The organism is Mycobacterium sp. P2_H7 (assembly GCF_056403275.1).
Genome location: NZ_JBFUFU010000014.1, coordinates 109,751 through 134,566, shown reverse-complemented (window position 1 = coordinate 134,566; position 24,816 = coordinate 109,751). Strand labels below are relative to the sequence as shown.

Genomic DNA, 24,816 nt, shown 5'->3' with positions numbered 1-24,816 from the left:
GTGCAATATTGCCCGACGAGCAATGTTCTAGCTGGTGCCCAGCGGGTCGATGGTCCAGGCGATGTACAGCACGATCGCACTCACCGTGGCCGTGGTGGCCACGTCGATCACCTTGGACCGCACCACCAACAGCCCCGCCCGGTCCTCGGTGAGGGCCAGGCGCAGCGCCGCGGCCACGCCCACCCCGATCGCGATCACCAATGCGCCACGGCGCCAGTAACCGGCCACCACCAGCACGAAGGCCAGCACGAAGATCGACCCGACGGCCAGGATGGGCCACTGCCCACCGAAGACCTTGCGGGCGAATTCCTTGGGGGTCAACGCGGTTCTCTGCTCTTCGCGCAAGCGCTCATCGGTCTTCTCCGCTCTTCGCGCAAGCGCTCATCGGTCTTCTCTGCTCTTCGCGCAAGCGCTCATCGGTCTTCCGCGCGTTCCACCACATTGGTCAACAGGAATGCCCGCGTCAGCGGGCCGACACCGCCCGGATTCGGCGAGACGAAGCCGGCCACATCCCAGACGTCGGGGGCCACGTCACCGGTGAGCTTGCCGTCGACCCGGCTCACCCCGACGTCGACGACGGCGGCTCCGGGCTTCACCATGTCGGCAGTGACCATGTAGGGCACGCCCACCGCGGCGACGATGATGTCGGCCTGACGGGTCAGCTCGGGAAGGTCGCGCGTTCCGGTGTGGCACAACGTCACCGTGGCGTTCTCGGAGCGACGGGTCAGCAGCAGGCCCAGCGGGCGGCCCACCGTGACTCCGCGGCCGATCACCACGACGTGCGCGCCGGCGATCGGGACGTCGAACCGCCGGAGCAGGTGCACGATGCCGCGAGGAGTGCAGGGCAACGGCGCTTCTTTACCGAGTACCAGCCGGCCCAGGTTGGTCGGATGCAGACCGTCGGCGTCCTTGTCCGGGTCGACCCGCTCCAGCGCCGCGTTCTCATCGAGATGCTTGGGCAGAGGCAGCTGCACGATGTACCCGGTGCACTCCGGGTTGGCGTTCAGCTCGTCGATGGTGGCGTCGAGCTCGGCCTGGCTGATATCGGCGGGCAGGTCCCGCCGGATCGAATTGATCCCCACCTTGGCGCAGTCGGCATGCTTGCCGCGCACATAGGCCTGCGAACCCGGGTCCTCGCCGACCAGGATCGTGCCCAGGCCGGGCGTCTGGCCCGCTGCAGTCAACTTCGCGACGCGCTCCTTGAGATCGACGAAGATCTCGTCGCGCGTGGCCTTGCCGTCCAACGTAATCGCACCCACGGGTGCCATTCTGTCAGGCGCCATGGCAGGCTCCGACTATGAACAGTCCGCAGAATATGTCCACCGACGTGTTCGGCGAGGCCAAGCTCGGTCCGGTGACCCTGCGTAACCGCATCATCAAGGCCGCCACCTTCGAGGCCGCCACACCCGATGCCCTGGTCACCGACGATTTGATCAACTATCACCGACTGCCCGCGGCCGGCGGCGTCGGGATGACGACGGTGGCCTATTGCGCGGTGTCACCCGGCGGCCGAACCGACGGCTGGCAGCTGTGGATGCGTCCGGAAGCCGTGCCGGGCCTGCGTCGGCTGACCGACGCCATCCACGCCGAGGGCGCCGCGATCAGTGCGCAGATCGGCCACGCGGGCCCGGTGGCCAACGCCCGCACCAACAAGGCCCAGGCGCTGGCGCCGGTGCGGTTCTTCAACCCGTTGTCCATGCGCTTCGCGAAGAAGGCCACGAAGGACGACATCCGCGACGTGATGGCCGCCCACGCCAACGCCGCGCGCCTGGCGGTCGATGCGGGGTTCGACGCGGTCGAGGTACACCTGGGCCACAACTACCTGGCCAGCTCGTTCCTGAGCCCGCTGCTCAACCGCAGGGCCGACGAATTCGGCGGCTCGCTGGAGAACCGCGCCAAGGTGGCCCGCGGCGTGGTGCGTGCGGTCCGTGATGCCGTCGGGAACCAGATCGCGGTGACGGCGAAGCTGAACATGAGCGACGGGGTGCGCGGCGGGATCAACACCGAGGAATCGGTGCAGACGGCGAAATGGCTGGAAGAAGACGGCGGGCTGGACGCGATCGAGCTGACCGCGGGCAGTTCGCTGGTCAACCCGATGTATCTGTTTCGCGGCGACGCCCCGATCAAGGAGTTCGCCGGCGCCTTCAAGCCGCCGATCAGCTGGGGCATGCGGATGACGGGCCACAAGTTCCTGCGCCAGTACCCGTACCGGGAGGCCTACCTGCTGCGCGAGGCCAAGCTGTTCCGCGCAGAACTGAAGCTGCCTCTGATCCTGCTCGGCGGCATCACCAACCGCGAGACCATGGACATGGCGATGGCCGAGGGCTTCGACTTCGTCGCGATGGGACGCGCGCTGCTGGCCGAACCCGGCCTGATCAACCGGATCAAGGCCGACGGCGACACCCGGTCCATCTGCACCCATTGCAACCTGTGCATGCCGACCATCTACAGCCACACCCACTGCGTGGTGACAGGCGCCCCCGACGCCCTGGTGCACTGACTTTCGGCGGCGCCGAGACCGAACCGGCATCTGCGCGGACTCATGCGACGACGCCGCTACCGATAGAGTTGGAAACGATGAGCCGACCCGCCGCGCCCGCCCTGTCCGTTCGCTACGACGGGTCCGCACGGACCTTCTCCGCTGGCAACGATGTCGTCGTCGGCCGTGACCTGCGCGCCGACGTCCGGATCGCCCACCCCCTGATCTCCCGCGCACACCTGGTGCTCCGGTTCGACCAGGGCCGATGGATGGCGATCGACAACGGTTCGCTGAACGGGATGTACGTCAACGGCCAGCGCGTCCCCACCATCGACATCGTCGACGGCCAGCGCCTCAACATCGGCAATCCCGACGGTCCGCTGCTGACCTTCGAGGTGGGCCGCCACCAAGGCTCCGCGGGCACCCCGCCGCAGACCGCCTCCATCCCCGTCACCCAGCGGCAGAGCACCGCGTGGCCGACGCAGCCGCCGTCGTCCAGCCCGTGGCCGACGGCCGGGCCGCCGATGTCACGGCCGCAGCCGCAGTACCCGCCCGCCCCCGGAGTTCCGGCTCCGCCGGCCTACCCGACGGGGCCGCATTACCCGTCTGCCCCGCAGCCGCAGTACCCGTCGGGATATCAGCAGTCGGTACCTGCCGCCCCACCGACGACCATCGGGCCGACCGCGGTCCCCCGGCCCGCACCCAGTGGCGGCGGCGGCGACAACATCGGCACGACGATGCTCAAGATCCTGCGCCCGGGACGCGCCCCCGAGGTCCCCGCCGGCGGGATCAAGATCGGTCGCGCCACCGACAACGACATCGTCATCCCCGACGTACTGGCCTCGCGCCACCACGCCACCCTGGTGCCCGTCGGGGGCGGCACCGAGATCCACGACAACCGCAGCATCAACGGCACCTTCGTCAACGGCCAGCGCGTCGATGAGGCGACGCTTCGCGACGGCGACGTCGTCACCATCGGTAACGTCGACCTGGTCTTCGCCGGCGGCACCCTGGCCCGGCGCACCGAGACCGAGGCCGACACCCGCACCGGCGGCCTGGAGGTCCGCGGCCTCACCTGGACCATCGAGGGCAACAAGACCCTGCTGGACAACATCTCGATCGACGCCCGGCCCGGCACGCTGACCGCCGTGATCGGCCCGTCCGGCGCCGGCAAGTCGACCTTCGCCAAGCAGGTCGCCGGGTATACCCACCCGACCAGCGGCACCGTCACCTTCGAGGGCCACGACATCCACGCCGAGTACGCCTCGCTGCGGTCCCGGATCGGCATGGTCCCGCAGGACGACGTGGTGCACGGCCAGCTGACCGTCAAGCAGGCGCTGATGTACGCCGCCGAGCTGCGACTGCCGCCGGACACCACCAAGGAAGACCGCGAGCAGGTCGTCATGCAGGTCCTCGAAGAACTCGAGATGACCAAGCACCTGGAGACCCGCGTCGACAAGCTGTCCGGCGGCCAGCGCAAGCGTGCGTCGGTGGCGCTGGAACTGCTGACCGGCCCGTCGTTGCTCATCCTCGACGAGCCCACGTCCGGGCTGGACCCCGCGCTGGACCGTCAGGTGATGTCGATGCTGCGCAGCCTGGCCGACGCCGGCCGCGTCGTGCTGGTCGTCACGCACTCGCTGACCTACCTGGACGTGTGCGATCAGGTGCTGCTGCTGGCCCCCGGCGGCAAGATGGCCTTCGCCGGGCCGCCGAGCCAGATCGGCGCGCAGCTTGGCACCACCAACTGGGCCGACATCTTCAGCAACGTCGCGGGCAACCCGGAGGAGGCGCAGCGCGCCTACCTGGCCCGCAGTGCGCCGACACCCCCCGCGCCGCCCTCGGAGACACCGGGTGATCTGGGCAAGCCCGCGAAAACCAGTCTGCTGCGCCAGTTCTCGACGATCGCGCGTCGCCAGATGCGGTTGATCATCTCCGACCGCGGCTACTTCGCGTTCCTGGCAATGCTGCCGTTCATCATGGGTGTGCTGTCGCTGTCGGTGCCCGGCGACGTCGGCTTCGGCATCCCCAACCCGATGGGTGACGCGCCCAACGAGCCGGGCCAGATGCTGGTGCTGCTCAACGTCGGCGCCATCTTCATGGGCACCGCGCTGACCGTCCGCGACCTGATCGGTGAGCGCGCCATCTTCCGTCGCGAGCAGGCCGTCGGGTTGTCGACGACGGCCTATCTGCTGGCCAAGGTGTGCATCTACGCGGCGTTCGCGATCATCCAATCCGCGATCGTCACGACCATCGCGGTACTGGGCAAGGGTGGCCCCACGCAGGGTTCGGTGTCGTTCCTGCCGCCGACCGCCGAGCTGTACCTGGTGATGGCGGCGACCACCGTCGCCTCGGCGATGCTCGGCCTGCTGCTCTCGGCACTGGCGAAGTCCAGTGAGCAGATCATGCCGCTGCTGGTGGTCGCCGTGATGAGCCAGCTGGTGTTCTCCGGCGGCATGATCCCGGTGACCGATCGTCTGGTGCTCGACCAGCTGTCCTGGTTCACCCCTGCGCGCTGGGGTTATGCGGCGTCGGCGTCCACGGTGGACATCACCCATCTGGTGCCCGGACCGTTGACGCCCAAGGATGCCCATTGGGAGCACACCGCGTCGGCGTGGTGGTTCGACATGGGCATGCTGGCGTTGCTCAGCGTGGGCTATCTGAGCTTCGTACGCTTCAAGATTCGCCTCAAAGCGGGCTAGATCTCAGCGATTTGTGGAGCCGCAGCCGTAACCATTACGGGTGCGCCTCCGCAAATCACTCGCCGTTGATGTCCAGCCCGTGGGCCGCAGCGTAGGCCAGGCCCTGCGCGATGTCGATGCGGGCGCCGCGCACCTTGGCCGTGGTCCAGAACGTCGGGTCCACCCGGGCGCCGCGCAGGTCGGCCTGCTCGAATTTCGCGTCCTGTACCCGCACTCCGGTCATGTCGGCCTGCCGCAGCACTGCCTTACGCAGATCGGCACCGACCAGGCTGGCCTCGCGCAGCCTCGACCCGGACAGGTCGATCCCCCGCAGATCGCAGCCACCGAGAACGGCCAAGGTCAGGTCCACCTCCGTCATGACGACCGGCCGCAACCGGGCGTCGGTGAACACCGAACCCAGCAGGCTGCAGTTGAGGAAGGTGCTGTGCCACAACGTGGCGCGGCGGAAGTTGCAGTTGCGGAACGCCGAGCCGGTATGCACGGACTCGGTGAGGTCGGTCCCGCTGAAGTCACATTCGTCGAAGACGGTGCGCTGGGTGCGGATCCGGCTCAGGTCCTCGCCGCGGAAGTCGTGCCCGGTGAACTCGCGGTCCACCCACACCTGTTCGGGTTCGGTCATGCAGGCAACGCGGCCAGCGCGTATTCGGTGACGGCGATCAGCGCGTCCCGCGCCGAATTCCGGTCCCTGGCATCGACCGCGACGATCGGGATGCCCTCGGACAGCGCAAGCGCCTCGCGGATCGCCGGCGCCGGATGCCGCGCGCCCCCGTCGAATTCGTTGACGGCGATGATGAACGGCAACTTGCGGGCCTCGAAGAAATCCACCGCGGCGAAACTGTCTTGCAGTCTGCGTACGTCGACCAGGATCACCGCACCGATGGCCCCGCGCACCAGGTCGTCCCACATGAACCAGAACCGCCGCTGTCCCGGCGTGCCGAACAGGTACAGCACCAGATCCTGGGCCAGGGTGATGCGGCCGAAGTCCATGGCCACCGTCGTGGTGCTCTTGTGCGGGGTGGCCGCCAACTCGTCCAGGCCGGCCGATGCGTCGGTCACCAGTGCTTCGGTGCGCAGCGGCATGATCTCCGAGACCGCGCCGACGAAAGTGGTCTTGCCCGCGCCGAAACCGCCGGAGATGACGATCTTGGTGGAGGTCGTGGTGCTCCTAGAGCGCCCGTAGGCCACGCAATGTCCTTCCGATCAGTTCACGTCGTTCGTCGGTGGAGGCGGCATCGCCGAGCGTCGAATACACCCTGACATAACCCTGGGTGACCAGATCTCCGATCAGGACACGCGCCACACCGAGCGGCAACGATAGACGAGCCGCGATCTCCGCGACCGATGGACTATCCCTGCCGAGTTCCAGTATCCGCGCCCGAACGTCATTCCCCGGCCACCGCGGCGCCGGACCGAGGTCGCGTGTCCGGATCGGCGCCTCCCACGGGAGGTCGACGGAGGGTTCGGTACGGCCGGCAGTCAGCGTGTAGGGCCGGACGAGGCTCGCTTCAGGGGACTCCGATTCCCACTCGTCCGTCACGGCCGCGACTCACAGGTGCTGGCGTGATCGCCGTGCCGACTGCACGACGGTGCCGACCCGCTCGACGAGAAGGGCCATCTCGTAGCCGATCTGGCCGATATCGCAGGAGCGGGTGGCCAGGGTGGCCAGATTCGAACCGTCGCCCACCCGCATCAGCAGCAGGTAACCGTTCTCCATCTCCACGATCGACTGCATGACGTGGCCGCCCTCGAACAGCTGGGCCGCGCCCGCGGACAGGCTCGCCAGCCCGGACGCCACCGCCGCCAATTGGTCGGCGCGCTCGATCGGCATGTGCTCGCTGGCCGCCATCAGCAGGCCGTCCGCGGACACGAGTACGGCGTGCGACACCCCGGACACCTCCCGCGCGAACTTGGACACCAGCCAGTCGAGTGACTCGCGCTGAGATGAACCCCCGGTCGCTCCGCTCCTGCCCGCTGTGGCACTCATTCGAATCCTTCGGTGTCGCGGGCATGGGACCGGCCCGCGCGTACACCCCCGAAGTGACTGCTCAGGCTGGCCCGCACCGCGGCGGGGTCCGGCAGTGGTCCGGTGTCGAACTCGTGGTCGGCGGGGTCAGATGCTATCTGGTCGGCCCCGGCGCCGGTACCGGGCACCAGGCGCGCTCCCGGTTGACGCATCGGCAGACCTTCCGGGGTGTGTTCGGCCACCGGGGTGTCCTCGGCTGCGGCCGCCGCCGACCAACCGTTGTCCCACACAGACTTCCAGTCCAGGTCCGTGCTGGCCCCCAGATCGGTCGGATCGACGAGCCATTCGGACAGCATCTTCTGGTAGATCGCATCCTCGGGTCCGGTCGCCGGATCACTGCGTGCCGGGGGCGGGGCGGGCGGATCATCACGCACCTGCGCACGCGCGGCGAAGAACGACGAGGTGTCGGCAGGTTTCTCGACACGGCGGACCTCGGCTTCCACCCGTTCGCCGGCAACCCAGGTGGATCCTGGATTACGTTGCGGCAGAAGAGAATTCGATGTGTCCACGGGAACTTCCGGCTCGGGCTGGGCGGCGGGCCGTTCCACGACCGGCGGCACGATGGACGTCACCGGGACCGGCGCGAAATCGGCGAACCGGGTCGTGGCGAACTCTCCGACGAGCAACCCTTCCGGGACGTACACGCCGGCCGTCGTACCCGACGCCGGATCCCCGGCCTCGGTGCTGCGCAACCGCACCACCAGTCCATGGGTGGCGGCCAGGCGCCCGGTCACGAACAACCCCATGTGACGGGCGGTGTACGGATTGACCTCGCCGCCCGACTGCAGACGGGTGTTGGCGACGCGCAGGTCGGCCTCCGTCATGCCCAGGCCCTCGTCGGCGACCTCGATGATCAGCGCCCCGTCCCGGGCGTACACGGCGGACACCCGAACCGAGGTGCTCGGCGGCGAATAGCGCAGGGCGTTGTCCAGCAATTCGGCCAGGACATGGACCAGGTCGGCGGCGACCGCACCACTGATCTCACTGTCCGGCACCGAACCGGTGACCACCCGGGTGTAATCCTCGACCTCCGAGGCCGCAGCGTGGACGACGGCCGCGAGCGCCACCGCGTCGGACTGCTCGCGGGACACCCGCGTCCCCGACAGGACCAGCAGGTTCGCTCCGTTGCGGCGCATCCGCGCGGCCAGATGGTCCAGCCGGAACAGGCTCTCGAGCCGTTTCGGGTCGGCCTCGTCGCGTTCCAAGGTGTCGATCAAGGTGAGCTGCTGATCCACCAGCGACCGATTGCGCCGCGACAGCGTCTCGAACATGTCGCTGACCTGTAGTTGCAGCCGGGCTTGCTCGCCTGCCAACAGAACGGCTTGTTCGTGCAGTTCGTCGACCGCGTGGGCGACCTGGCCTATCTCCTCGGTGGTGTGCACGGGCAGCGGGCGGATGGGGCCGGGGTCGCCGCCGGCGCGAACCTGCTCCAGTTCCCGGGACAGGTCCTTGTGGGCGACCTGCAGCGCGCCGTCGCGCAACCGGCGCAGCGGGCGGACCAGTGAACGCGCCACCAGTGCCACCGCGGCCAGGGCGACCAATATTGCGCCGACGACGAGGATCGCATCCCGGATCGCGGTGCTGCGCTGCGCTGCGGCCTGACTCTCCACGGCCGCGGTCACCGATGCGGAGGTGTCGGCGATGATCTTGCCCGCGATCTCATTGGTGACCTGGATCGACTGGGCCAGGTCCGGGTTGTTCGCCAGGAGCGCGGCCGGGTCGGACATCATGCCCATCCGGCGGACCATCTGTTCCTGCAGTTTCTGTGCCTCCGCCGATCCGACGCCGAGCACCTGACTCATCCCGAACAGCGTCGAAGGCTCGGTACCGGCGAGGGTGACCATCGAGGTCCGCAGTTCGGGCTCGGGCAGGTCGGCGCCGCCGTTGACCAACAACTGCTGCATCATCATCTGGCCGCGCGCCCCGACCGCGCGGGACAGGCCCAGCGTCTCGGCGCGGATCTTCTCGTCCTCGACCCGCACCGAACCGTTGATCGCGTCCTCGGCGGTCAGCAGGATGGGAGCGTAGGTGGTGATCCGGTCCCGCAAGCCGATGCTGTTGGACGTCACCCCGTTCAGCAGCTGTTGGCCGCCCTGCAGGATCGTGTCGACGCCCTTGCCGACGTCGGGTACCGCGTCGGTGTCGGACAGCTTGTCCGCCAGCGTCTTACGGCTGGAGTCGAACGCGCTGAGCGCCGGTTGCACGTCGGCGCCGGTCGAGTTGGCCAGCAGAGCAGAGTCCAGCGCAGCCATGTAGCCGGTGATCGCGGGCACCAACTCGGCACGGTCGGCGGCGCGGCGCAGTTCGGTCGCGGCGCTGAATCCGGAATAGATGCGCAGGCCGCCGAGCGCGCCTGCGAGCAGGAGCGGAACCAGGGCAATGGCAAGCACTTTCCAGCCGACGGGCCAGTTGCTCAGCGCCCAGCGCGACGGCCGCCCGGCGGGTTGTACCCCGTCATGCGTTGTGGCGTGGGTGAATTCGTCGCTCATCGGCTTCCTGCTGCATTTGCCCACACTGGGGCCGGCGTGGCACGCCTGTCGCAATTTTTTGAGTATGACAGCCGTATGCAGCGCTTTCCACAGTTCACAGGTAACGCGCACAGTTCGTGACCGAGATGTTGCGCGGTTGTGTGATAACGCGGATGACATCATCGTCGGATGTTCCGCGTGCTGTTCTACTCGCCCCGGATCGCGCCGAACACCGGGAACGCGATCCGGATGGTGGCCGCGACGGGGTGCGAGCTACACCTCGTCGAACCGCTCGGTTTCGATCTGTCCGAACCCAAACTGCGGCGGGCCGGCCTGGACTACCACGATCTGGCTTCGGTCACGGTGCACGCGGACCTGGCGTCGGCGTGGGCCGCGCTGATGCCGGCGTCGGTGTACGCCTTCACCGCGCACGCCGACACGTCCTTCGCCGAGGTGTCGTATCAGCCCGGTGACGTCCTGATGTTCGGTCCCGAACCGACCGGTCTGGACGCCGAGACGCTGGCCGATCCGCACATCACCGACCGGGTCCGGATTCCCATGCTGGCCGGCCGACGATCGCTGAACCTGTCCAACGCGGCCGCGGTGGCAGCGTACGAGGCGTGGCGCCAGCAGGGTTTCGACGGCGCGGTGTAGCTCAGCTCACCAGGTGTCGAAGTGCGCGAACTGCTCGGCGGGCAGCCGCTTGGCCTTCTTGAACTCGGTGCCCTTGGTGTAGGCGATCGGGAACAGGCCGGCCTGGGCGTACTTGTCGAACGGGATACCGAGCACCTCGGCGGCCTGCTTCTCACCGTCGCCGAGCAGGTGCAGCGTGGTCCACGCCGACCCCAGCCCGCGGTTGCGGAGCGCCAGCATGAAGCTCCACACGGCGGGCAGCAGCGACCCCCAGTAGGAGGCGCTCATCCCGGCCGGCGCGCCGTCGGGACGACCCTCCAGACACGGGATCAACAGCACCGGCGCCTTCTCCATGTTTTCGTTGAGAAAGCTCGCCGAGGACCGCACCGCATCGATCTGCTCGTCGCGCGCGTCACCGAACGAGTCCTTGGGCGATGCCAGGTACGGCGTGGCGTTGGTGCGGTAGATATCGGCGATGGCCTTCTTCTTCGCCTCGTCTTCGACGAAAACCCATTGCCAGCCTTGCGCATTCGAACCTGTGGGCGCCTGCAATGCCAGATCCAGGCATTCCAGCAGCACCTCATGCGACACCGGTTTGTCGAAATCTAGGCGCTTGCGCACCGAGCGAGTGGTGGTGAGGACTTCATCCGCGGACAGGTTGAGTGTCATACCGCGAGACTACATTCGCGTGCATGAGCGCCGAACTGACAAATGAGACCGCGGACCGCCTGAAGACCGATGATTACGGCTGGTTGACCACCGTCGCAAAATCCGGGCAGCCCGTGCCCAAACTGGTGTGGTTCTACTTCGACGGGTCCGACATCGTCATCTACACGACGCCCACCGCGGCCAAGGTGCGCCACGTCCGCAACCACCCGCAGGTGAGCCTGAACCTCGACTCCGACGGCCACGGTGGCGGGATCGTCGTGATCGGCGGCGCTGCGCGGATCGACGCCGAAGGGGTGGACGGCCGCGAGGACGCACCGTACTGGGCCAAGTACGAGGCGGCGGCCGCTCAGTTCGGTCTGACCGACGCGATGTCCGGGTACAGCACGCGGATCAAGATCGCCGTCGACAAGGTGTGGACGACCCCGACCGAGGGCTGAGACGCCGACAGCCCCCGCCATCGGCGAGGGCTCTCGGTGGTGATCAGCGGTTCTGCAGGTTGGCGATGCGGGCCGGGCCGTGGTTGTTGTGCCAGCCGGGCTTGGCGGTCGGTGCCGGGTGCGCCTTGACCTCGGGGCTGTAGGAGTAGCCCGGGCCGACGGGGGTCTGAGTGGCCGCGGCGGCGGTGCCGGCCAGGCCGAGTGCTCCGGCGCCGATGATGCCGGCGGTGCAGACGCTGAGGCCCAGGTTGCGGAAGGTGAAGTTCATTTCTGTAATCCTTTGTGTGAGTGGCTTTCTCCGTTGAGATAAGAATGCCCGGATTCACGTGGGCGATCTGTCGGGTGACCGGTGGATGCACCGGATGAAGTCGTTGTCCCCCGATCAGGGGAAGCGGTGTGCGTTGACTCGGCGGTGGTGGCGCAGAAGTGCGAGTAACCACCGCCCTGAACGACGAGTCAACGCGCGAGCGTGCACACGGAGTGCGATGGGGCGCGAAAGGGCGATCTGAGTGCACGCTCGGCGGCCGAGTGAATCCGCGAACTCAGCGGAAATCGCGGGACCGCGACGCGACCCGCAGATCCACCGGCGCCATCCGGTCGGCCACCACCGTGACCGCCCCGCTGGCGTTCTGCACGATGCCCCGAATGATCAGCGCCGACGCCGTCTGCGCCAGCTTGCGATGCCGCGACCACACTCCCGGCGAGCACAGCACATTGACCATGCCGGTCTCGTCCTCCAGGTTCATGAACGTCACCCCCTGCGCCGTCGCGGGACGCTGCCGGTGGGTCACCGCACCAGCCACCAGGACGCGCGTCCCGTCGGGCACGTCGAGCAGTCGGCCCGCGGGGACCACGCCCAGCTCGTCGAAGTTCTCCCGCAGGAATTGGGTGGGATAGTGCTCCGGCGAGACACCGGTGGCCCACACGTCGGCCGCGGTGAGTTCCAAGTCCGTCATCCCGGGCAACGACGGGATGTGTGAGGACGCACCCACCCCGGGGAGCCGATCCGGACGTTGGGTCGCGGCCGCTCCGGCCGACCACAGCGCTTCGCGGCGGCTGATCCCGAAGCAGCCCAACGCGCCGGCGGTCGCCATCGCCTCGGTCTGCGGCACCGAAAGTTGCACCCGTGCGGTCAGATCCAGCAGGGTGGCGAACGGGCCGTGAGCCTCTCGCTCGTCGACGATGTGCTGGGCCGGCCCGTCACCGATGTGGCGGACGGCGCCGAGCCCGAGCCGCACATCAAGGCCCTCGTTCTCACAGGTGGCGTGTGCGAGGCTGGCATTGATGTCAGGGCCGTGCACCTGCACACCGTGCCTGCGGGCATCGGCGACCAACGATTGTGGTGAATAGAACCCCATCGGCTGGGCCCGCAGCAGCGCCGCGCAGAACACCGCGGGATGGTGCAGCTTGAACCACGACGAATAGAACACCAGCGAGGCGAAGCTCAGCGAATGGCTTTCCGGGAAACCGAAATTGGCGAAGGCCTCCATCTTGTCGTAGATGCGGTCGGCGACGTCCCCCTCGATGCCGTGCTTCTCACGCATGCCGTCATAGAACCGGCTGCGCAGCCGGCGCATCCGCTCGGTGGAACGCTTGGAACCCATCGCCCGGCGCAACTGGTCGGCCTCGGCGGCGCTGAATCCGGCGCAGTCGACCGCCAGCTGCATCAGCTGTTCCTGGAACAGGGGCACTCCCAACGTCCTTCTCAGCGCCGACTCCATGGACGGGTGATCACACGTCGGCTCTTCCTCCCCGTTGCGCCGCCGGATGTAGGGGTGCACCGATCCACCCTGAATGGGGCCGGGCCGGATCAGCGCCACCTCGACCACCAGGTCGTAGAACTCGCGTGGCTTCAGACGCGGCAGGGTCGCCATCTGAGCCCTGGACTCCACCTGGAACACCCCGACCGAATCGGCCCGCTGCAGCATCTCGTACACCGCGGCCTCGGAGAGGTCCAGTTGCGCCAGGTCGACGACGATGCCTTTGTGTTCGGCCGTCAGGTCGATGGCGTAATGCAGTGCCGAGAGCATGCCGAGCCCCAGCATGTCGAACTTCACCAAACCGATTGCCGCACAGTCATCTTTGTCCCACTGCAGGACACTGCGGTTTTCCATCCTGGCCCATTCCACCGGGCAGACATCGGCGATCGGGCGATCGCAGATCACCATGCCGCCGGAGTGGATACCCATGTGCCGGGGCAGATTGGAGATCTGGGTGGCCAGGTCCACCACCTGCTCGGGGATGTCCTCGACGTCCGGCGAGTCGGCCAGCCCGTTCCACCGGCTGATCTGCTTGCTCCACGCGTCCTGCTGACCCTGCGAGAAGCCCAACGCACGCGCCATATCCCGGACCGCGCTACGGCCTCGATAGGTGATGACGTTGGCGACCTGCGCAGCGTAGTCCCGCCCGTAGCGCTCATAGACGTACTGGATGGCGTTCTCGCGCAGGTCCGATTCGATGTCGATATCGATGTCGGGTGGGCCGTCCCGCGCCGGGGACAGGAACCGTTCGAACAACAACTCGTTTCGGACAGGGTCGACATTGGTGACCTTGAGCGCGTAGCAGACCGCCGAATTCGCCGCCGATCCCCTGCCCTGACACAGGATGCCGTTCTCCCGGCAGAACCGGGTGATGTCATGCACCACAAGGAAATAACCAGGGAAGTTCAGCTGTTCGATGATCGTCAGTTCGTGCTCGAGCTGCGCGTACGCCTTGGCCGCCCGCCCCGGTGGCCCGTAACGCTCAGCGGCACCGGTCCCGACGAGGTGGCGCAGCCAACTGATCTCGGTGTGTCCGGGCGGGACATCGAACGGGGGCAGCCGGGGCGCGATCAGACTGAGCCCGAAGGCGCACTGCTCTCCGAGATCGGCTGCCGCCGAGACGATTCCCGGACCGAACAGCTGAGCCATCTCGTCTCCGGAGCGCAGATGTGATCCGCCCAGCGGGGCCAGCCAGCCCGCCGCGGAGTCCAGTGAGTTGCGCGCCCGGATGGCAGCCATGGCCATGGCCAGCCGCCCACGGGACGGTTCGGCGAAGTGCGCGCCCGTGGTCGCCACCACCCCCAGCCCGAATCGCGGGGCCAGTTCGGCCAGCACGGCATTGCGCTCGTCGTCGCGCGGATGGCCGTGATGGGACAGCTCGATGCTGACCCGGTCCGCACCGAAGCGATCCACCAGATCGGCCAACGCCCGGGCGGCAGCCTCCGGGCCTCCGGACGACAAAGCTTGCCGCACATGGCCTTTGCGGCAGCCGGTGAGAACATGCCAGTGCCCGCCCGCGGCCTCGGTGAGCGCGTCGAAGTCATACCGCGGCTTGCCCTTCTCCCCGCCGGCCAGATGCGCCGCGGCGAGTTCGCGGGACAGGCGCCGGTACCCTTCCGGCCCGCGCGCCAGCACCAGCAGGTGCGGACCGGGCGGATCGGGATCTTCGGTACGGGGGACGTTGCCCAGTGAGAGTTCGGCCCCGAACACCGTGGCCACATCGAGCTCGCGGGCGGCTTCGGCGAACCGCACCACCCCGTAGAGACCGTCGTGATCGGTCAGCGCAATGGCCCGCAGGTTCAGCCGGGCAGCCTCCTCGACCAATTCCTCCGGCGTGCTGGCCCCGTCCAGGAAGCTGTACGCGGAATGGCTGTGCAGCTCCGCGTAGGGGACGCTGGATCCGCTGCGTTCGATATCCGCCGCACGGTAGGCACCGCGCTTGCGGGACCAGGCCGGGCTGTCCCCACCGTCGCCGGGCGGGGGCTCGATGCGGCGGCTCCGGCCGGCCAGCACCCGCTCCATCTCCGACCAGGTCGGCGGTCCGTTGTGCCACCCCATCCCGTCAGTGTATCGAACAAGTGTTCGATGGGCTATCAGCCCGGCAGATCCAACCGCTGGGTACCCACCACCGAGAGCAGCCGCATCGCCTCCTCCGCCCGCCCGCCCGGCTCCGGGGCGTAAATGATCACCCGCTGATCCCGGTCGGCGATGTCGAGCACATCGCAGGTGACCGCGACCGGACCGACCATCGGGTGGGCGAACGTGCGGCACAGTTTCGGTCGCGTCAGCACATCGCGGGACTCCCAGATTCGCGCGAACTCGACACTGCCGGAGCATAGTTCGGCGATCAACTCGACCGTATCCAGGTCGTCGGGATACCGAGCCGCCGTGGTACGCAGATGCTGGGCGGCTGTCCTGGCGAAGTCATCGGAGTCGGACACCCCGTACAACCGTCCGTCGTCGGGCCGCAGAAACGCCCGCCGCAACAGATTGCGGTCTCTGCGCGACAGCGCGGAGAAATCCTCCATCAGGGCGCAGGCCAGCTCGTTCCAGGCGAGCACCTCGTAGGTCGCGGACACGACGATCGCCGCGGACTGCGGCAGCCACTGGATCAGATCCAGGATGCTCTGCCGGACCAGGCGCGGCGGACCGAGCGGTGCCGGCGGCTCGACGCCCGCCAACCGGTGCAGGTACCCCAATTCGGCATCGGAGAGCCGAAGCGCCCGGCCCAGACCCGCGAGCACCTCCGGGGAGGGATGCGGGGCGCGCGCCTGTTCCAGCCGGGTGTAGTACTCGGTCGAGATGAACGCCAGATGGGCCACCTCGTCGCGCCGCAGACCCGGGGTTCGCCTGCGGGTTCCCGCGGCAAGCCCGACGTCGGCCGGGCCGATCCGTTCCCGCCTGCTGCGCAGGAAGTCACCGAACTCACGCTTGTCCACGGCTCCATTCTCCGCACCCTGCCGGCGGTAGCCAGGTATCGGTGATACCTGGATCCGAACCCGGACTCCACGCAGGCTCGCTGACATGACGAAAACTGGCCTGCTGGCCGACAAGGTCGCGTTCATCTCCGGCGCCGGACGCGGCATCGGCGCAGCAGCGGCGCGATTGTTCGCCGACGAGGGCGCCCGCGTCCTGCTCGCCGCCCGCACCGAAAGTGAACTCAAGGCCGTCACCGAGGACATCAGATCGGCGGGTGGCACGGCCGAGTACGTCCTGTGCGACTTGGCCGACGGTGACAGCATCCGGGCGGCGGTACACCGCCCCGTCGAACTGTGGGGCCGGCTCGACGTCGCCTTCAACAATGCCGCGACACTGATTCCGCCCGGTCCGCTCGACGTGGTGACCGAGGCCGACCTCGACCACACCTACACCGTCAACCTCAAAGGGGTGTGGCTGTCGGTGGCCGCCGAGATCGCCGCCATCCGGGCGACCGCCAAGACGGGTGCCATCGTCAACACGTCCAGTATCGGTGGGCTGCACAGCAACCCGGAGCTGCCGGCCTACGGTGCGGTGAAGCGTGCCGTCAACAGCCTCACCGAGTCGGCTGCGGTCACCTACGGCCCGGAAGGCATCCGGGTCAACGCGATCGCGCCGGGCCCGACGCTGACGGAGATGATCGCGCAGTGGGAGGACGCCAGCCCCGGTGTGCTCGCGCAGTTGATCGCCGACACTCCGCTGCGGCGCGCGGGGCGCCCGGACGAAATCGCCCAAGCCGCAGCGTGGTTGCTCAGCGACCGGGCGTCCTTCGTGACCGGGGCGACCCTGCGCGTCGACGGCGGAACGTGGGTCTAGTTCTCGGGTTGTGGTGTCCTCGGGACAACGACGATGGGGACTTCGACGACGCGCAGTATCTTGGCGGCGGTCGAGCCGAGGAACAGCCGGCGCGGCGCGGCCAATCGGCTGGAGCCGACCATGATGAGATCGCCGTCCCGCCACGGCAGTTTGTTCACGGCGTCTTCGACCGTTCCGCCGTCGGTCACCGTCGCGGTCACCGGAAATCCCTGCGGCAGCGATTCTTTGGCGGCGTCGAGTACCCGGCGAGCGTGGGCCAGTGCGTGTTCGCGCACCGCGTCGGGGTCGCTGCGCAACGCGCCGAACACCGGGTCCAGCGCCACCAGGGAGACCAGTCGCAGCGGGGTGCCCGCCGCCCGGCTGGCTGCCACCGCCGTGTCCAGTAGCCGGTCGGCGCCGGCCCGCTCGCCGAATGCACAGGTCACCTCATGGACCCGCTCGACGCCGGAGAGCCGAATTCCCCTGGGCGCCACGGCCACCGGGACAGGTGCCGAGTGCAGCAGTTCGTTGACCACCGAACCCAGCGACAGGCTGCCGGCGAAGCCACCGCCGGCGCCGCCCACCACGATGGCCGCGGCGTCCAGCCGCAGCGCCTCGTCGATCAGTCCGCCGGCAAAGGAATCACCGAAACTCACGTGAGGGTTGACGACGACACCGGCGGGCACCGTGGCCTGCGCGTCGGCGAGCCACGCCAGTGCCTGCCGGGCCAACACCGCCTCATAACCATCGGCATTCACCATCGCCGCGTCCGGCGGCAGCACCACGCACAGCTCGAGATCCGCACCCAGCGTGCGCGCCAGCCGGACTCCGAGCGCCAGCGCATCGGCACCGCCGGGGGTGGCCAGGTATCCGACAACCAGTCTCATTGCGCCATCTTGTCAACGAGCCGGGACACGCACCGGCGCTTCGCGGTTTTCTCCTTCTCAGGCCGAGTATTCGGCCGCCCCGTCGTCGAGCACCACCCGGGCTCCGGAGCCGTCGGGGGCGGCGGCCTCGGTGCGGAACACCGCGTGCCCGTCCCCGGTGCGCCAGATCGAGGTGGTCAACGTCTCGCCAGGAAAGACCGGCGAGCTGAAACGCGACGCCACGGCATGCACCTTTGTCGCGTCGCCACCGCCGAGTTCGGCGACCAGCGCCCGGCCCGCCACCCCGTACGTGCACAGCCCGTGCAGGATCGGCTTCGGAAAGCCGGCCAGCGTCTGCGCGAACCACGGGTCGCTGTGCAGCGGGTTGCGATCGCCGGACAGCCGGTACAGCAGCGCCTGGTCCTCCCGCGTCGGCAGCGCCACCGTCGCATCGGGGGCACGGTCGGGGAACTCGGGGGCGACCGGACGCTGCCCGGGCTGCCCACCGAACCCGCCTTCGCCCCGAATCACCACGGTGGTCAGGGTTTCCACGACGACGTCGCCGGTGTCGGGGTCGGTGCCGAAGCCCTTGAGCATCACCACCGCGTTCTTGCCCTCACCCTTGTCCTGGATGTCGGCGACCTCGGAGTGCACGCGCAGGCGCCCCGCCGGCGCCAGCGGCTTGCGCACCCGGATCTCTTGGGAGCCGTGCAGCAGCATGCCGAAATTGAAGCTGCCGATCTTCAATGCCGCCGCGAACGGGGAGCATGCGATGATCGCGAAGGTCGGAAGGACCTGCTGTTCGATGTCGTGACTGTTCTCGGTGGTGAAGGCGAGGTCGTCGAGGCCGGCGCCCACGCCGAGTGCGTAGAGCAGGGTGTCGCGGTCGGTCCAGGTGAAGTCCTGGGGTTCGGTGGTGGCGCCGACGGCGCTCGGATCGATCGGCATGGCGGTCTCCCTTTTTCGTCGGGCGAGGCGGTGTGACGAGCTCGAGTCCGAACGCTAGTTGACGTCCGCCGCCCGGAGGACGAGCATGACCCCATGAATTATGTCGTTACCGGCGGTACCGGGTTTATCGGCCGCCGAATCGTAACTCGACTACTGCGCGACCGCGACGACGCACAGGTGTGGGTGCTGGTCCGGCGGGGATCGCTCGGCCGTTTCGAGCAACTCGCGCAGACCTGGGGCCCACGGGCAAAACCACTGGTGGGCGACCTCGCCGCTCCAGGTCTGGGCCTCAGCGATGACGCGCTCGCCCCACTCGGCGACGTCGATCACGTGGTGCACTGTGCGGCGATCTACGACATCACCGCCCCCGAATCGCAGCAGCGCGCCGCCAACGTCGAGGGCACCGGCGCCGTCGTCGATCTGACCCGGCGCCTGGGTGCCACCCTGCACCACGTGTCCTCGATCGCGGTCGCCGGCAGCTACCCGGGCGTGTACACCGAAGACGATTTCGACGTCGCCCAGGATCTTCCGACGCCGTATCACCAGACCAAGTTCGAGGCCGAACAACTGGTCCGCGCCAGTGGACTGCCGCACCGGATCTACCGGCCCGCGGTGGTCGTGGGCGACTCCCGCACCGGGGAGATGGACAAGGTCGACGGTCCGTACTACTTCTTCGGGCTTCTCGCCAAGCTGGCGGTGCTGCCCAGCTTCACCCCGATGGTGCTGCCCGACACCGGCCGCACCAACATCGTCCCGGTGGACTTTGTCGTGGATGCGACGGTCGCGCTGATGCACAGCCCCGGCCGTGATGGCCAGACGTTCCACCTCACCGCCCCGAAAACCATTGGGTTACGCGGTATCTACCGGGGTATCGCCAAAGAAGCCGGTCTGCCGGCCCTACGCGGATCGCTCCCCACCGCGGCGGTCACCCCGGTGCTCAAGGCGACCGGCCGGGCCAAGGTGCTGCGCAATATGGCGGCCACCCAGTTCGGCATCCCCGCCGAGATCCTCGACGTCGTCGACCTGGCCCCCACCTTCGTCTCGGAGCACACCGAAGAAGCGTTGCGCGGCAGCGGAATCGAAGTCCCCGAGTTCGCCTCCTACGCCCCGAAGCTGTGGCGATACTGGGCCGAGCATCTCGACCCGGACCGGGCGCGGCGGGACAGCCCCGACGGCGCGTTGGTGGGCCGCAACGTCGTCATCACCGGCGCCTCCAGCGGCATCGGACGCGCCTCGGCGGTCGCCGTCGCTCAGCGCGGGGCCACGGTGTTCGCGTTGGCGCGCAACGCCGATGCTCTCGATGACCTGGTTGCCGAGATTCGCACCGCCGGCGGAGAGGCGCACGCGTTCACCTGTGATGTCACCGATTCGTCGTCCGTCGAGCACACCGTCAAGGACATCCTGGGCAGGTTCGGGCACGTCGACTATCTGGTGAACAACGCCGGCCGATCCATCCGTCGCTCGGTGTCGGCGTCCACCGACCGCCTGCACGACTACGAACGGGTGATGGCGGTCAACTACTTCGGCGCGGTCCGGATGGTACTGGCGCTGCTACCTCATTGGCAGGAAAGGCGTTTCGGGCACGTGGTCAACGTGTCCAGCGCCGGCGTACAGGCCAACAGCCCCAAGTACAGCGCCTACCTGCCGACCAAGGCCGCGCTGGACGCGTTCTCCGAAGTGGTCGGCACCGAGACCCTGTCGGACCACATCACGTTCACCAACATCCACATGCCGCTGGTGAGTACCCCGATGATCGCGCCGTCGCGGCGACTGAACCCGATGCCGCCGATCACCGCCGAGCACGCGGCCGCGATGGTGGTTCGCGGCCTGATCGAGAAGCCGGCCCGCATCGACACCCCCGTCGGCACACTGGCCGATCTCGGCACCTACTTCACCCCTCGGCTCTCGCGGCGGGTGTTGCACCAGATCTACCTCGGCTACCCGGATTCCGCGGCCGCGAAGGGCGAAGCGGCACCCGTACCGAGCGCCGAGCCGCCACCCCACCCGCCACGCCATCCCAAGCGTGCGGTTCGCGCCGTGCGCACCGCACGGGTCCCCCGCCCGGTCAAGCGTGCGGTCCGGCTGATTCCGGGTGTGCACTGGTAGCGGACGAGCCTTAGGGTGGGCGACGTGACGGGTGCAACGAGGCAGCCGGTGTTCGCCGATGTGGACACCGGGGTCGACGACGCGATGGCCTTGGCGTACCTGTTCGCCAGCGCGGACGCCGAAGTGGTCGGTATCGCCTCGACGGCGGGCAATGTGCCGGTCAAGCAGGTCTGCGACAACAATCTGGCCCTGCTGGACCTGTGCGGGATGGCCGGTATCGAGGTGTCCAAAGGCGCCGAGGGCCCGCTGAGCATTCCGCTGCGCACCGCCGAGGACACCCACGGCCCCGAGGGGCTGGGTTACGCCCACCTCCAGGCCAGCGGGCAGCCCCTCGCGTCGTATGACGCCGCCGACGCCTGGGTGAGCGCCGCGCACGCATATCCCGGTGAGCTGATCGGATTGGTCACCGGCCCACTCACCAATCTCGCACTGGCACTGCGTAAAGAACCGTCCCTGCCGCGGCTGCTGCGCCGGCTGGTCATCATGGGCGGCGCGTTCGACTACCGCGGCAACACCACCGCCGTCGCGGAATGGAACATCAGTGTCGACCCGGAGGCCGCGGCCGAGGTGTTCGCGGTCTGGGGCGCGGCGTGGGGCCTGCACAAGCCGACCCATCTGCCGATCATCTTGGGGCTCAACCTGACTGAGAACGCCATCATGACCCCGTCGATTCTGGGGCGACTCGCGGTGGCAGCCGGTTCACCGTCGGCCCAGTTGAGCGTGCTCGACAATCGCGGAACCCGGTCCACCGCGAGCAACCCGCTGATCCGGGTGCTCGAGGACGCGATGCGGTTCTACTTCGAGTTCCACTTCGATCAGGGCGAGGGTTACCTGGCCCATCTGCACGATCCGCTGGCCGCCGCCGTGGCGCTGGATCCCGACCTGGTGCGGTACCGGCAGGCCACCGTGGACGTCGAACTGACCGGCACCCTGACCCGCGGGATGACGGTGGCGGACTGGAATGGCCGGTGGGGTCGCGACCTCAACGCGCATGTCGGAGTCGAGGTCGATCCGGCCGCGTTCTTCGACCGATTCATCGCGCGGGTCGGTCCGTTCGCGCAGGGTCTCGCCTGAGACCTTCTGCGCGAGATCACTATTCGTAGACTCCCTCCACATACCAGCGACGCTGCCGGTAACACAGCAGCATGGCCGGGCCCGGTTCGTCCCGGTTACCGAGCAGCACCTGGGCCCGTGCGGTCCGGCCGGCCCGCGGCGACCCCGGATCCCACCACCGTTCGTCAACCGGCCACGGCCCGGCCCACCACTGCAATACCGCGGCCGATTCCGGGGATCGCAGGTGCACCGGGTCTGCGGAGAACAGCCCGCGGGTGGTCACCCGCACCGGATTACCTTCGGCATCAAGCAGTTCCACGGGATCGTCGAGCAGCACCGCAGGCGCGGGCTCGGGCAATTGCCCCGGCCACGGCTGGTGTGGGTCCGCCGCAGGCACCGGTTCGTCACCCAGCGCCGCGAAGGTGATGCGCTCGGCCGGTCCGCGGCCGCCGGACAGCACCGGAACCTGCACCGCCTCCGGCCCGAGCAGACCCTGCACCCGCACCAGCGCGCGCCGGGCCCGCAATCGGTCGTCGTCACCCGAAGATCCCCACAGTGGAAGCTGGAGTGCACCCGCCGAGACCACCTCCACCGGATGCAACCGCAGTGTGGTGATCGGGGCGGAAGGTCCAGGCTGCCCCAGGCTCCGCTTCGTCAGCCAGCCGTCGAGTTGCCAGCGCACCCGGTCGGCGGTGGCGTCCTCGGTCAACGGTTCGGCGCACCGCCAAACCCTGCTCAGCTCTTCCCCGTTGGCGGTGACCGCCTGGATGGCCAGCCTGGTGCAGCCCACGCCCGCCGACTCCAGACTGCGGTGCAACTCGCCCGCCAGGGACCGGCCGGCGAACGCCGCCGCATCCACCCGGTCGATCGGCGGGTCGCAATTCATCACCGCATCGATGTCGCGCTCCGGTTCACGCCCGGACGGGCCACGAGACTGTTCACCGCGGGCGAACCGGTGCGCGACGATCGCGTCCGCGCCGAACCGGGAGGCGACATCGCTGCGTTCCAGGTCGGCGAACTGACCGATGCTGCGGATACCCATGCGCCACAGCAGATCCGCCAGTTCATCCCGACCCGCTGAGGCCAAGCTCGGTTCGGTGGCCAGTTGCCGGATGGACAGCCCGGACAGGAATTGGGCGTCCTCCCCCGGTTCGACGATCCGGCCTGATCGCGCCGCGAACACCGCCGTGGACAACTGGTCCGCGATCCCGGTCTGGCATTCCGCCCCGGCCGCGGCCACGGCGTCGACCAACCGTTCCGCCGCGGCATGCTCGGACCCGAAATAGCGGGCGGCACCGCGCACCGGAAGCACCAGCAGACCCGGCCGCAATACCTCCGCCCGTGGCACCACCTCGTCCACCGCCGCCGTCACGTCCTCGAAATACCGGGCGTCGCGCGCCGGGTCGGCGGCACTGACATGCAGCTGCGGGCATCGGGCCTGGGCCTCCCGGCGCCGCAGGCCGCGCCGGACCCCGACGGCCCGGGCCGAGGCCGAGCAGGCGATGACCCGGTTGGCCAGCGTCACCGCGATCGGATCCGTCGGGGCCAGGGCGGCCGCCGAGGCCGCCGCCACCGCGGGCCAATCCATGCACCACAGCGCCAGGACCCGGGACACGTCAGCCACCCACGGCGCGCGCCAGGCCGGGGATCCGGCCGTGGGCACGGGTCACCAACCGCACCCGGCCGATTCGTCCGCATCCGGGTACCGGCCCGGCACCGCCCGCTCCGGTCACCTCATAGCCGCTGACGGTGGCATCCAGCCGGGCCTGGGCGCCGGGCCAGTCACCCCCGGCGATCAACAGCGTGCACGCCTTCTGCCGGGCCCGCGCCGTCACCGCACGGGCCCGGGTGCCCGGGACGGACCGACCCCCCAGATCGAGTACCACCAGATCCAGGCCGTCCAGCAGGACGGCGGCCACCTCGACCGGATCGGCACCGGGGTCCGGGATGACCGCGACGCGGCTCAGGTCGGCCCCCATCTCGGCGGCCGCCAGCAGACCGGCGCGTGGTTGTCCGACGATCGCGGCATGCCCACCGGCTGCCGTCACCGCGGCGACCATGCTCAGGGGTAACGACCGGGCGCCCGTGAGCACCGCCACCACCCCACGCGGCAACGCCCCCGAAAGGCCGCCGGCCAGGATTTCGGGAAGCTCCAGCAAACTTTCCGAGTCAGGGGCAGGATCGTCTGCGCGCACCCTTCCCCGACTGCGGCCAACCCCCTTCGCGGAGACTTCGGCCATCCTGCGGCGCAGGTGTTCGACCTGCTCAGCGCGGTTTGCCGGACGTGGATCCAGACTCGAAGCCGCTGTCACAACAGCCCCTCCCACACCACCGGTTTCAGTCGAATTCGAACATCTGTTCGATTGCTCGAGTAAACACCGCCCGGGGGTCACCGTCAAGCGCGGTTCCAGGGCCGGACCGAACCGCCCCGCACCGCCACCGACCAGCGACGGAAGGCCCTGTGTGATGCCTGTGCGACCGCGTCGGCCCTGCGCTAAAGTCTTTGCACCAGCACTCGCTTCGGACCGGGACTGGGGTACGGGACCACAGCGAATCGCCAGGTAGACTGCTTACGAACCGTGCGGAATCGCCAACGATTCCCCGAAGGCCGGCTCACACACCACTCGGGGGAGAGGTAAGGACCGCATCATGAACTCAAGTCTGACCCGTCGCGTCTCGGCAGCCATCGGGGGCGCAGCCATCCTGGCAATGATCGGCTTCACCGCCGCCTGCGGCAGTGAAGAGAAGAAGGCTCCCGAGACCTCGACCACCACGACGACCACCACCACGGCGCCGTCGGTCGAGCCGACCGAGAAGTCCATCAGCCCCAGTGGCGGCAACAAGTTCACGCCGACCATCAAGGCGCCGCCGGCCCCGACCGCCATCCCCGGCGACAACTGACAC

General features: G+C 68.6%; 23 protein-coding genes. 8 read left to right on the top strand and 15 right to left on the bottom strand.

Features of this window, described 5'->3' with window-relative positions; translation table 11 throughout:
* Positions 1-27: 27 nt before the first annotated feature.
* Complete coding sequence (locus AC1DY7_RS22085) at positions 28-321, bottom strand: DUF3017 domain-containing protein (RefSeq protein WP_477495856.1); 294 nt, start codon at positions 319-321, stop codon at positions 28-30.
* A 92-nt stretch (positions 322-413) separates the two neighbouring features.
* Positions 414-1,259, bottom strand: a complete 846-nt coding sequence (locus AC1DY7_RS22080) for a bifunctional methylenetetrahydrofolate dehydrogenase/methenyltetrahydrofolate cyclohydrolase (RefSeq protein WP_477495855.1) — start codon at positions 1,257-1,259, stop codon at positions 414-416.
* 38 nt (positions 1,260-1,297) lie between these two features.
* Between AC1DY7_RS22080 and AC1DY7_RS22075 the strand changes: the two genes are divergently transcribed.
* Positions 1,298-2,500, top strand: a complete 1,203-nt coding sequence (locus AC1DY7_RS22075) for an NADH:flavin oxidoreductase (protein WP_477495854.1) — start codon at positions 1,298-1,300, stop codon at positions 2,498-2,500.
* Positions 2,501-2,577: 77 nt separating this feature from the next.
* Positions 2,578-5,178 carry an FHA domain-containing protein gene (locus tag AC1DY7_RS22070; RefSeq protein ID WP_477495853.1) on the top strand — a complete coding sequence of 867 codons (2,601 nt, stop codon included), beginning with the start codon at positions 2,578-2,580 and terminating at the stop codon, positions 5,176-5,178.
* A gap of 55 nt (positions 5,179-5,233) precedes the next feature.
* Here the strand turns inward: AC1DY7_RS22070 and AC1DY7_RS22065 are convergent, their stop codons facing one another.
* From AC1DY7_RS22065 to AC1DY7_RS22045, 5 genes are read right to left on the bottom strand one after another with little or no spacing between them, the layout of a single operon-like run.
* Positions 5,234-5,797: a pentapeptide repeat-containing protein gene (locus AC1DY7_RS22065; protein ID WP_477495852.1), complete on the bottom strand. Its 564-nt coding sequence runs from the start codon at positions 5,795-5,797 to the stop codon at positions 5,234-5,236.
* Positions 5,794-6,363 (bottom strand): GTP-binding protein, encoded by a 570-nt coding sequence (locus AC1DY7_RS22060; RefSeq protein ID WP_477495851.1) that lies wholly within the window; start codon positions 6,361-6,363, stop codon positions 5,794-5,796. The genes AC1DY7_RS22065 and AC1DY7_RS22060 overlap by 4 nt, the downstream gene beginning before the upstream one ends.
* A complete protein-coding gene (locus AC1DY7_RS22055) occupies positions 6,344-6,715 on the bottom strand; it encodes a DUF742 domain-containing protein (RefSeq protein WP_477495850.1) in 372 nt (123 codons plus the stop codon). Before AC1DY7_RS22055 ends, AC1DY7_RS22060 begins: the two co-directional genes overlap by 20 nt.
* Positions 6,716-6,724: 9 nt before the next feature.
* On the bottom strand, positions 6,725-7,162 hold the full coding sequence (locus tag AC1DY7_RS22050; RefSeq protein ID WP_477495849.1) for a roadblock/LC7 domain-containing protein: 438 nt from the start codon (positions 7,160-7,162) through the stop codon (positions 6,725-6,727).
* Entirely contained in the window at positions 7,159-9,690 is a 2,532-nt protein-coding gene (locus AC1DY7_RS22045; RefSeq protein WP_477495848.1) for a HAMP domain-containing sensor histidine kinase, read from the bottom strand. Before AC1DY7_RS22045 ends, AC1DY7_RS22050 begins: the two co-directional genes overlap by 4 nt.
* 168 nt (positions 9,691-9,858) lie before the next feature.
* Here AC1DY7_RS22045 and AC1DY7_RS22040 point away from each other — a divergent pair, with 168 nt between their 5' ends.
* Complete coding sequence (locus AC1DY7_RS22040) at positions 9,859-10,323, top strand: tRNA (cytidine(34)-2'-O)-methyltransferase (protein ID WP_477495847.1); 465 nt, start codon at positions 9,859-9,861, stop codon at positions 10,321-10,323.
* A gap of 6 nt (positions 10,324-10,329) precedes the next feature.
* Here the strand turns inward: AC1DY7_RS22040 and AC1DY7_RS22035 are convergent, their stop codons facing one another.
* The gene (locus AC1DY7_RS22035) at positions 10,330-10,971 is read right to left on the bottom strand and encodes a nitroreductase family protein (RefSeq protein WP_477495846.1); all 642 of its coding nucleotides are present in this window, start codon (positions 10,969-10,971) and stop codon (positions 10,330-10,332) included.
* Between the two features lie 23 nt (positions 10,972-10,994).
* On the opposite strand from AC1DY7_RS22035, the gene AC1DY7_RS22030 reads away from it, so the two are divergent.
* Entirely contained in the window at positions 10,995-11,408 is a 414-nt protein-coding gene (locus AC1DY7_RS22030) for a TIGR03667 family PPOX class F420-dependent oxidoreductase (protein ID WP_477495845.1), read from the top strand.
* A gap of 43 nt (positions 11,409-11,451) precedes the next feature.
* Here the strand turns inward: AC1DY7_RS22030 and AC1DY7_RS22025 are convergent, their stop codons facing one another.
* The 3 genes from AC1DY7_RS22025 to AC1DY7_RS22015 form a co-directional block, all read right to left on the bottom strand.
* Positions 11,452-11,676, bottom strand: coding sequence for a hypothetical protein (locus AC1DY7_RS22025; RefSeq protein ID WP_477495844.1), 225 nt, complete (start codon positions 11,674-11,676; stop codon positions 11,452-11,454).
* 274 nt (positions 11,677-11,950) lie between these two features.
* Positions 11,951-15,226, bottom strand: coding sequence for an error-prone DNA polymerase (locus AC1DY7_RS22020; RefSeq protein WP_477495843.1), 3,276 nt, complete (start codon positions 15,224-15,226; stop codon positions 11,951-11,953).
* A 35-nt stretch (positions 15,227-15,261) separates the two neighbouring features.
* Positions 15,262-16,107 (bottom strand): helix-turn-helix transcriptional regulator, encoded by an 846-nt coding sequence (locus tag AC1DY7_RS22015; protein ID WP_477495842.1) that lies wholly within the window; start codon positions 16,105-16,107, stop codon positions 15,262-15,264.
* Positions 16,108-16,192: 85 nt separating this feature from the next.
* Here AC1DY7_RS22015 and AC1DY7_RS22010 point away from each other — a divergent pair, with 85 nt between their 5' ends.
* Positions 16,193-16,960 (top strand): SDR family NAD(P)-dependent oxidoreductase, encoded by a 768-nt coding sequence (locus AC1DY7_RS22010; RefSeq protein ID WP_477495841.1) that lies wholly within the window; start codon positions 16,193-16,195, stop codon positions 16,958-16,960.
* Here AC1DY7_RS22010 and AC1DY7_RS22005 read toward each other — a convergent pair.
* Positions 16,957-17,826, bottom strand: coding sequence for a universal stress protein (locus AC1DY7_RS22005; RefSeq protein ID WP_477495840.1), 870 nt, complete (start codon positions 17,824-17,826; stop codon positions 16,957-16,959). The genes AC1DY7_RS22010 and AC1DY7_RS22005 overlap by 4 nt on opposite strands.
* Before the next feature lie 57 nt (positions 17,827-17,883).
* The gene (locus AC1DY7_RS22000) at positions 17,884-18,753 is read right to left on the bottom strand and encodes a MaoC family dehydratase (RefSeq protein ID WP_477495839.1); all 870 of its coding nucleotides are present in this window, start codon (positions 18,751-18,753) and stop codon (positions 17,884-17,886) included.
* 93 nt (positions 18,754-18,846) lie between these two features.
* On the opposite strand from AC1DY7_RS22000, the gene AC1DY7_RS21995 reads away from it, so the two are divergent.
* Positions 18,847-20,859: an SDR family oxidoreductase gene (locus AC1DY7_RS21995; RefSeq protein WP_477495838.1), complete on the top strand. Its 2,013-nt coding sequence runs from the start codon at positions 18,847-18,849 to the stop codon at positions 20,857-20,859.
* A gap of 24 nt (positions 20,860-20,883) precedes the next feature.
* Positions 20,884-21,933 carry a nucleoside hydrolase gene (locus tag AC1DY7_RS21990; protein ID WP_477495837.1) on the top strand — a complete coding sequence of 350 codons (1,050 nt, stop codon included), beginning with the start codon at positions 20,884-20,886 and terminating at the stop codon, positions 21,931-21,933.
* A gap of 19 nt (positions 21,934-21,952) precedes the next feature.
* Here AC1DY7_RS21990 and AC1DY7_RS21985 read toward each other — a convergent pair whose 3' ends face one another.
* Both AC1DY7_RS21985 and AC1DY7_RS21980 read right to left on the bottom strand, forming a co-directional pair.
* Positions 21,953-23,500, bottom strand: a complete 1,548-nt coding sequence (locus AC1DY7_RS21985; protein ID WP_477495922.1) for a DNA polymerase Y family protein — start codon at positions 23,498-23,500, stop codon at positions 21,953-21,955.
* Positions 23,501-23,528: 28 nt separating this feature from the next.
* On the bottom strand, positions 23,529-24,224 hold the full coding sequence (locus tag AC1DY7_RS21980) for a hypothetical protein (protein WP_477495836.1): 696 nt from the start codon (positions 24,222-24,224) through the stop codon (positions 23,529-23,531).
* A gap of 337 nt (positions 24,225-24,561) precedes the next feature.
* Here AC1DY7_RS21980 and AC1DY7_RS21975 point away from each other — a divergent pair, with 337 nt between their 5' ends.
* Positions 24,562-24,813: a hypothetical protein gene (locus AC1DY7_RS21975; RefSeq protein WP_477495835.1), complete on the top strand. Its 252-nt coding sequence runs from the start codon at positions 24,562-24,564 to the stop codon at positions 24,811-24,813.
* Positions 24,814-24,816: the final 3 nt, after the last annotated feature.

Bases quoted from the DNA above. Each gene is read 5' to 3' on its own strand.
- AC1DY7_RS22075 (WP_477495854.1), top strand. From the start codon at position 1,298: ATGAACAGTCCGCAGAATATGTCCACCGACGTGTTCGGCGAGGCCAAG.
- AC1DY7_RS22070 (WP_477495853.1), top strand. From the start codon at position 2,578: ATGAGCCGACCCGCCGCGCCCGCCCTGTCCGTTCGCTACGACGGGTCC.
- AC1DY7_RS22065 (WP_477495852.1), bottom strand. From the start codon at position 5,797: ATGACCGAACCCGAACAGGTGTGGGTGGACCGCGAGTTCACCGGGCAC.
- AC1DY7_RS22050 (WP_477495849.1), bottom strand. From the start codon at position 7,162: ATGAGTGCCACAGCGGGCAGGAGCGGAGCGACCGGGGGTTCATCTCAG.
- AC1DY7_RS22045 (WP_477495848.1), bottom strand. From the start codon at position 9,690: ATGAGCGACGAATTCACCCACGCCACAACGCATGACGGGGTACAACCC.
- AC1DY7_RS22040 (WP_477495847.1), top strand. From the start codon at position 9,859: ATGTTCCGCGTGCTGTTCTACTCGCCCCGGATCGCGCCGAACACCGGG.
- AC1DY7_RS22035 (WP_477495846.1), bottom strand. From the start codon at position 10,971: ATGACACTCAACCTGTCCGCGGATGAAGTCCTCACCACCACTCGCTCG.
- AC1DY7_RS22030 (WP_477495845.1), top strand. From the start codon at position 10,995: ATGAGCGCCGAACTGACAAATGAGACCGCGGACCGCCTGAAGACCGAT.
- AC1DY7_RS22025 (WP_477495844.1), bottom strand. From the start codon at position 11,676: ATGAACTTCACCTTCCGCAACCTGGGCCTCAGCGTCTGCACCGCCGGC.
- AC1DY7_RS22020 (WP_477495843.1), bottom strand. From the start codon at position 15,226: ATGGGGTGGCACAACGGACCGCCGACCTGGTCGGAGATGGAGCGGGTG.
- AC1DY7_RS22010 (WP_477495841.1), top strand. From the start codon at position 16,193: ATGACGAAAACTGGCCTGCTGGCCGACAAGGTCGCGTTCATCTCCGGC.
- AC1DY7_RS22005 (WP_477495840.1), bottom strand. From the start codon at position 17,826: ATGAGACTGGTTGTCGGATACCTGGCCACCCCCGGCGGTGCCGATGCG.
- AC1DY7_RS22000 (WP_477495839.1), bottom strand. From the start codon at position 18,753: ATGCCGATCGATCCGAGCGCCGTCGGCGCCACCACCGAACCCCAGGAC.
- AC1DY7_RS21995 (WP_477495838.1), top strand. From the start codon at position 18,847: ATGAATTATGTCGTTACCGGCGGTACCGGGTTTATCGGCCGCCGAATC.
- AC1DY7_RS21985 (WP_477495922.1), bottom strand. From the start codon at position 23,500: ATGGATTGGCCCGCGGTGGCGGCGGCCTCGGCGGCCGCCCTGGCCCCG.
- AC1DY7_RS21975 (WP_477495835.1), top strand. From the start codon at position 24,562: ATGAACTCAAGTCTGACCCGTCGCGTCTCGGCAGCCATCGGGGGCGCA.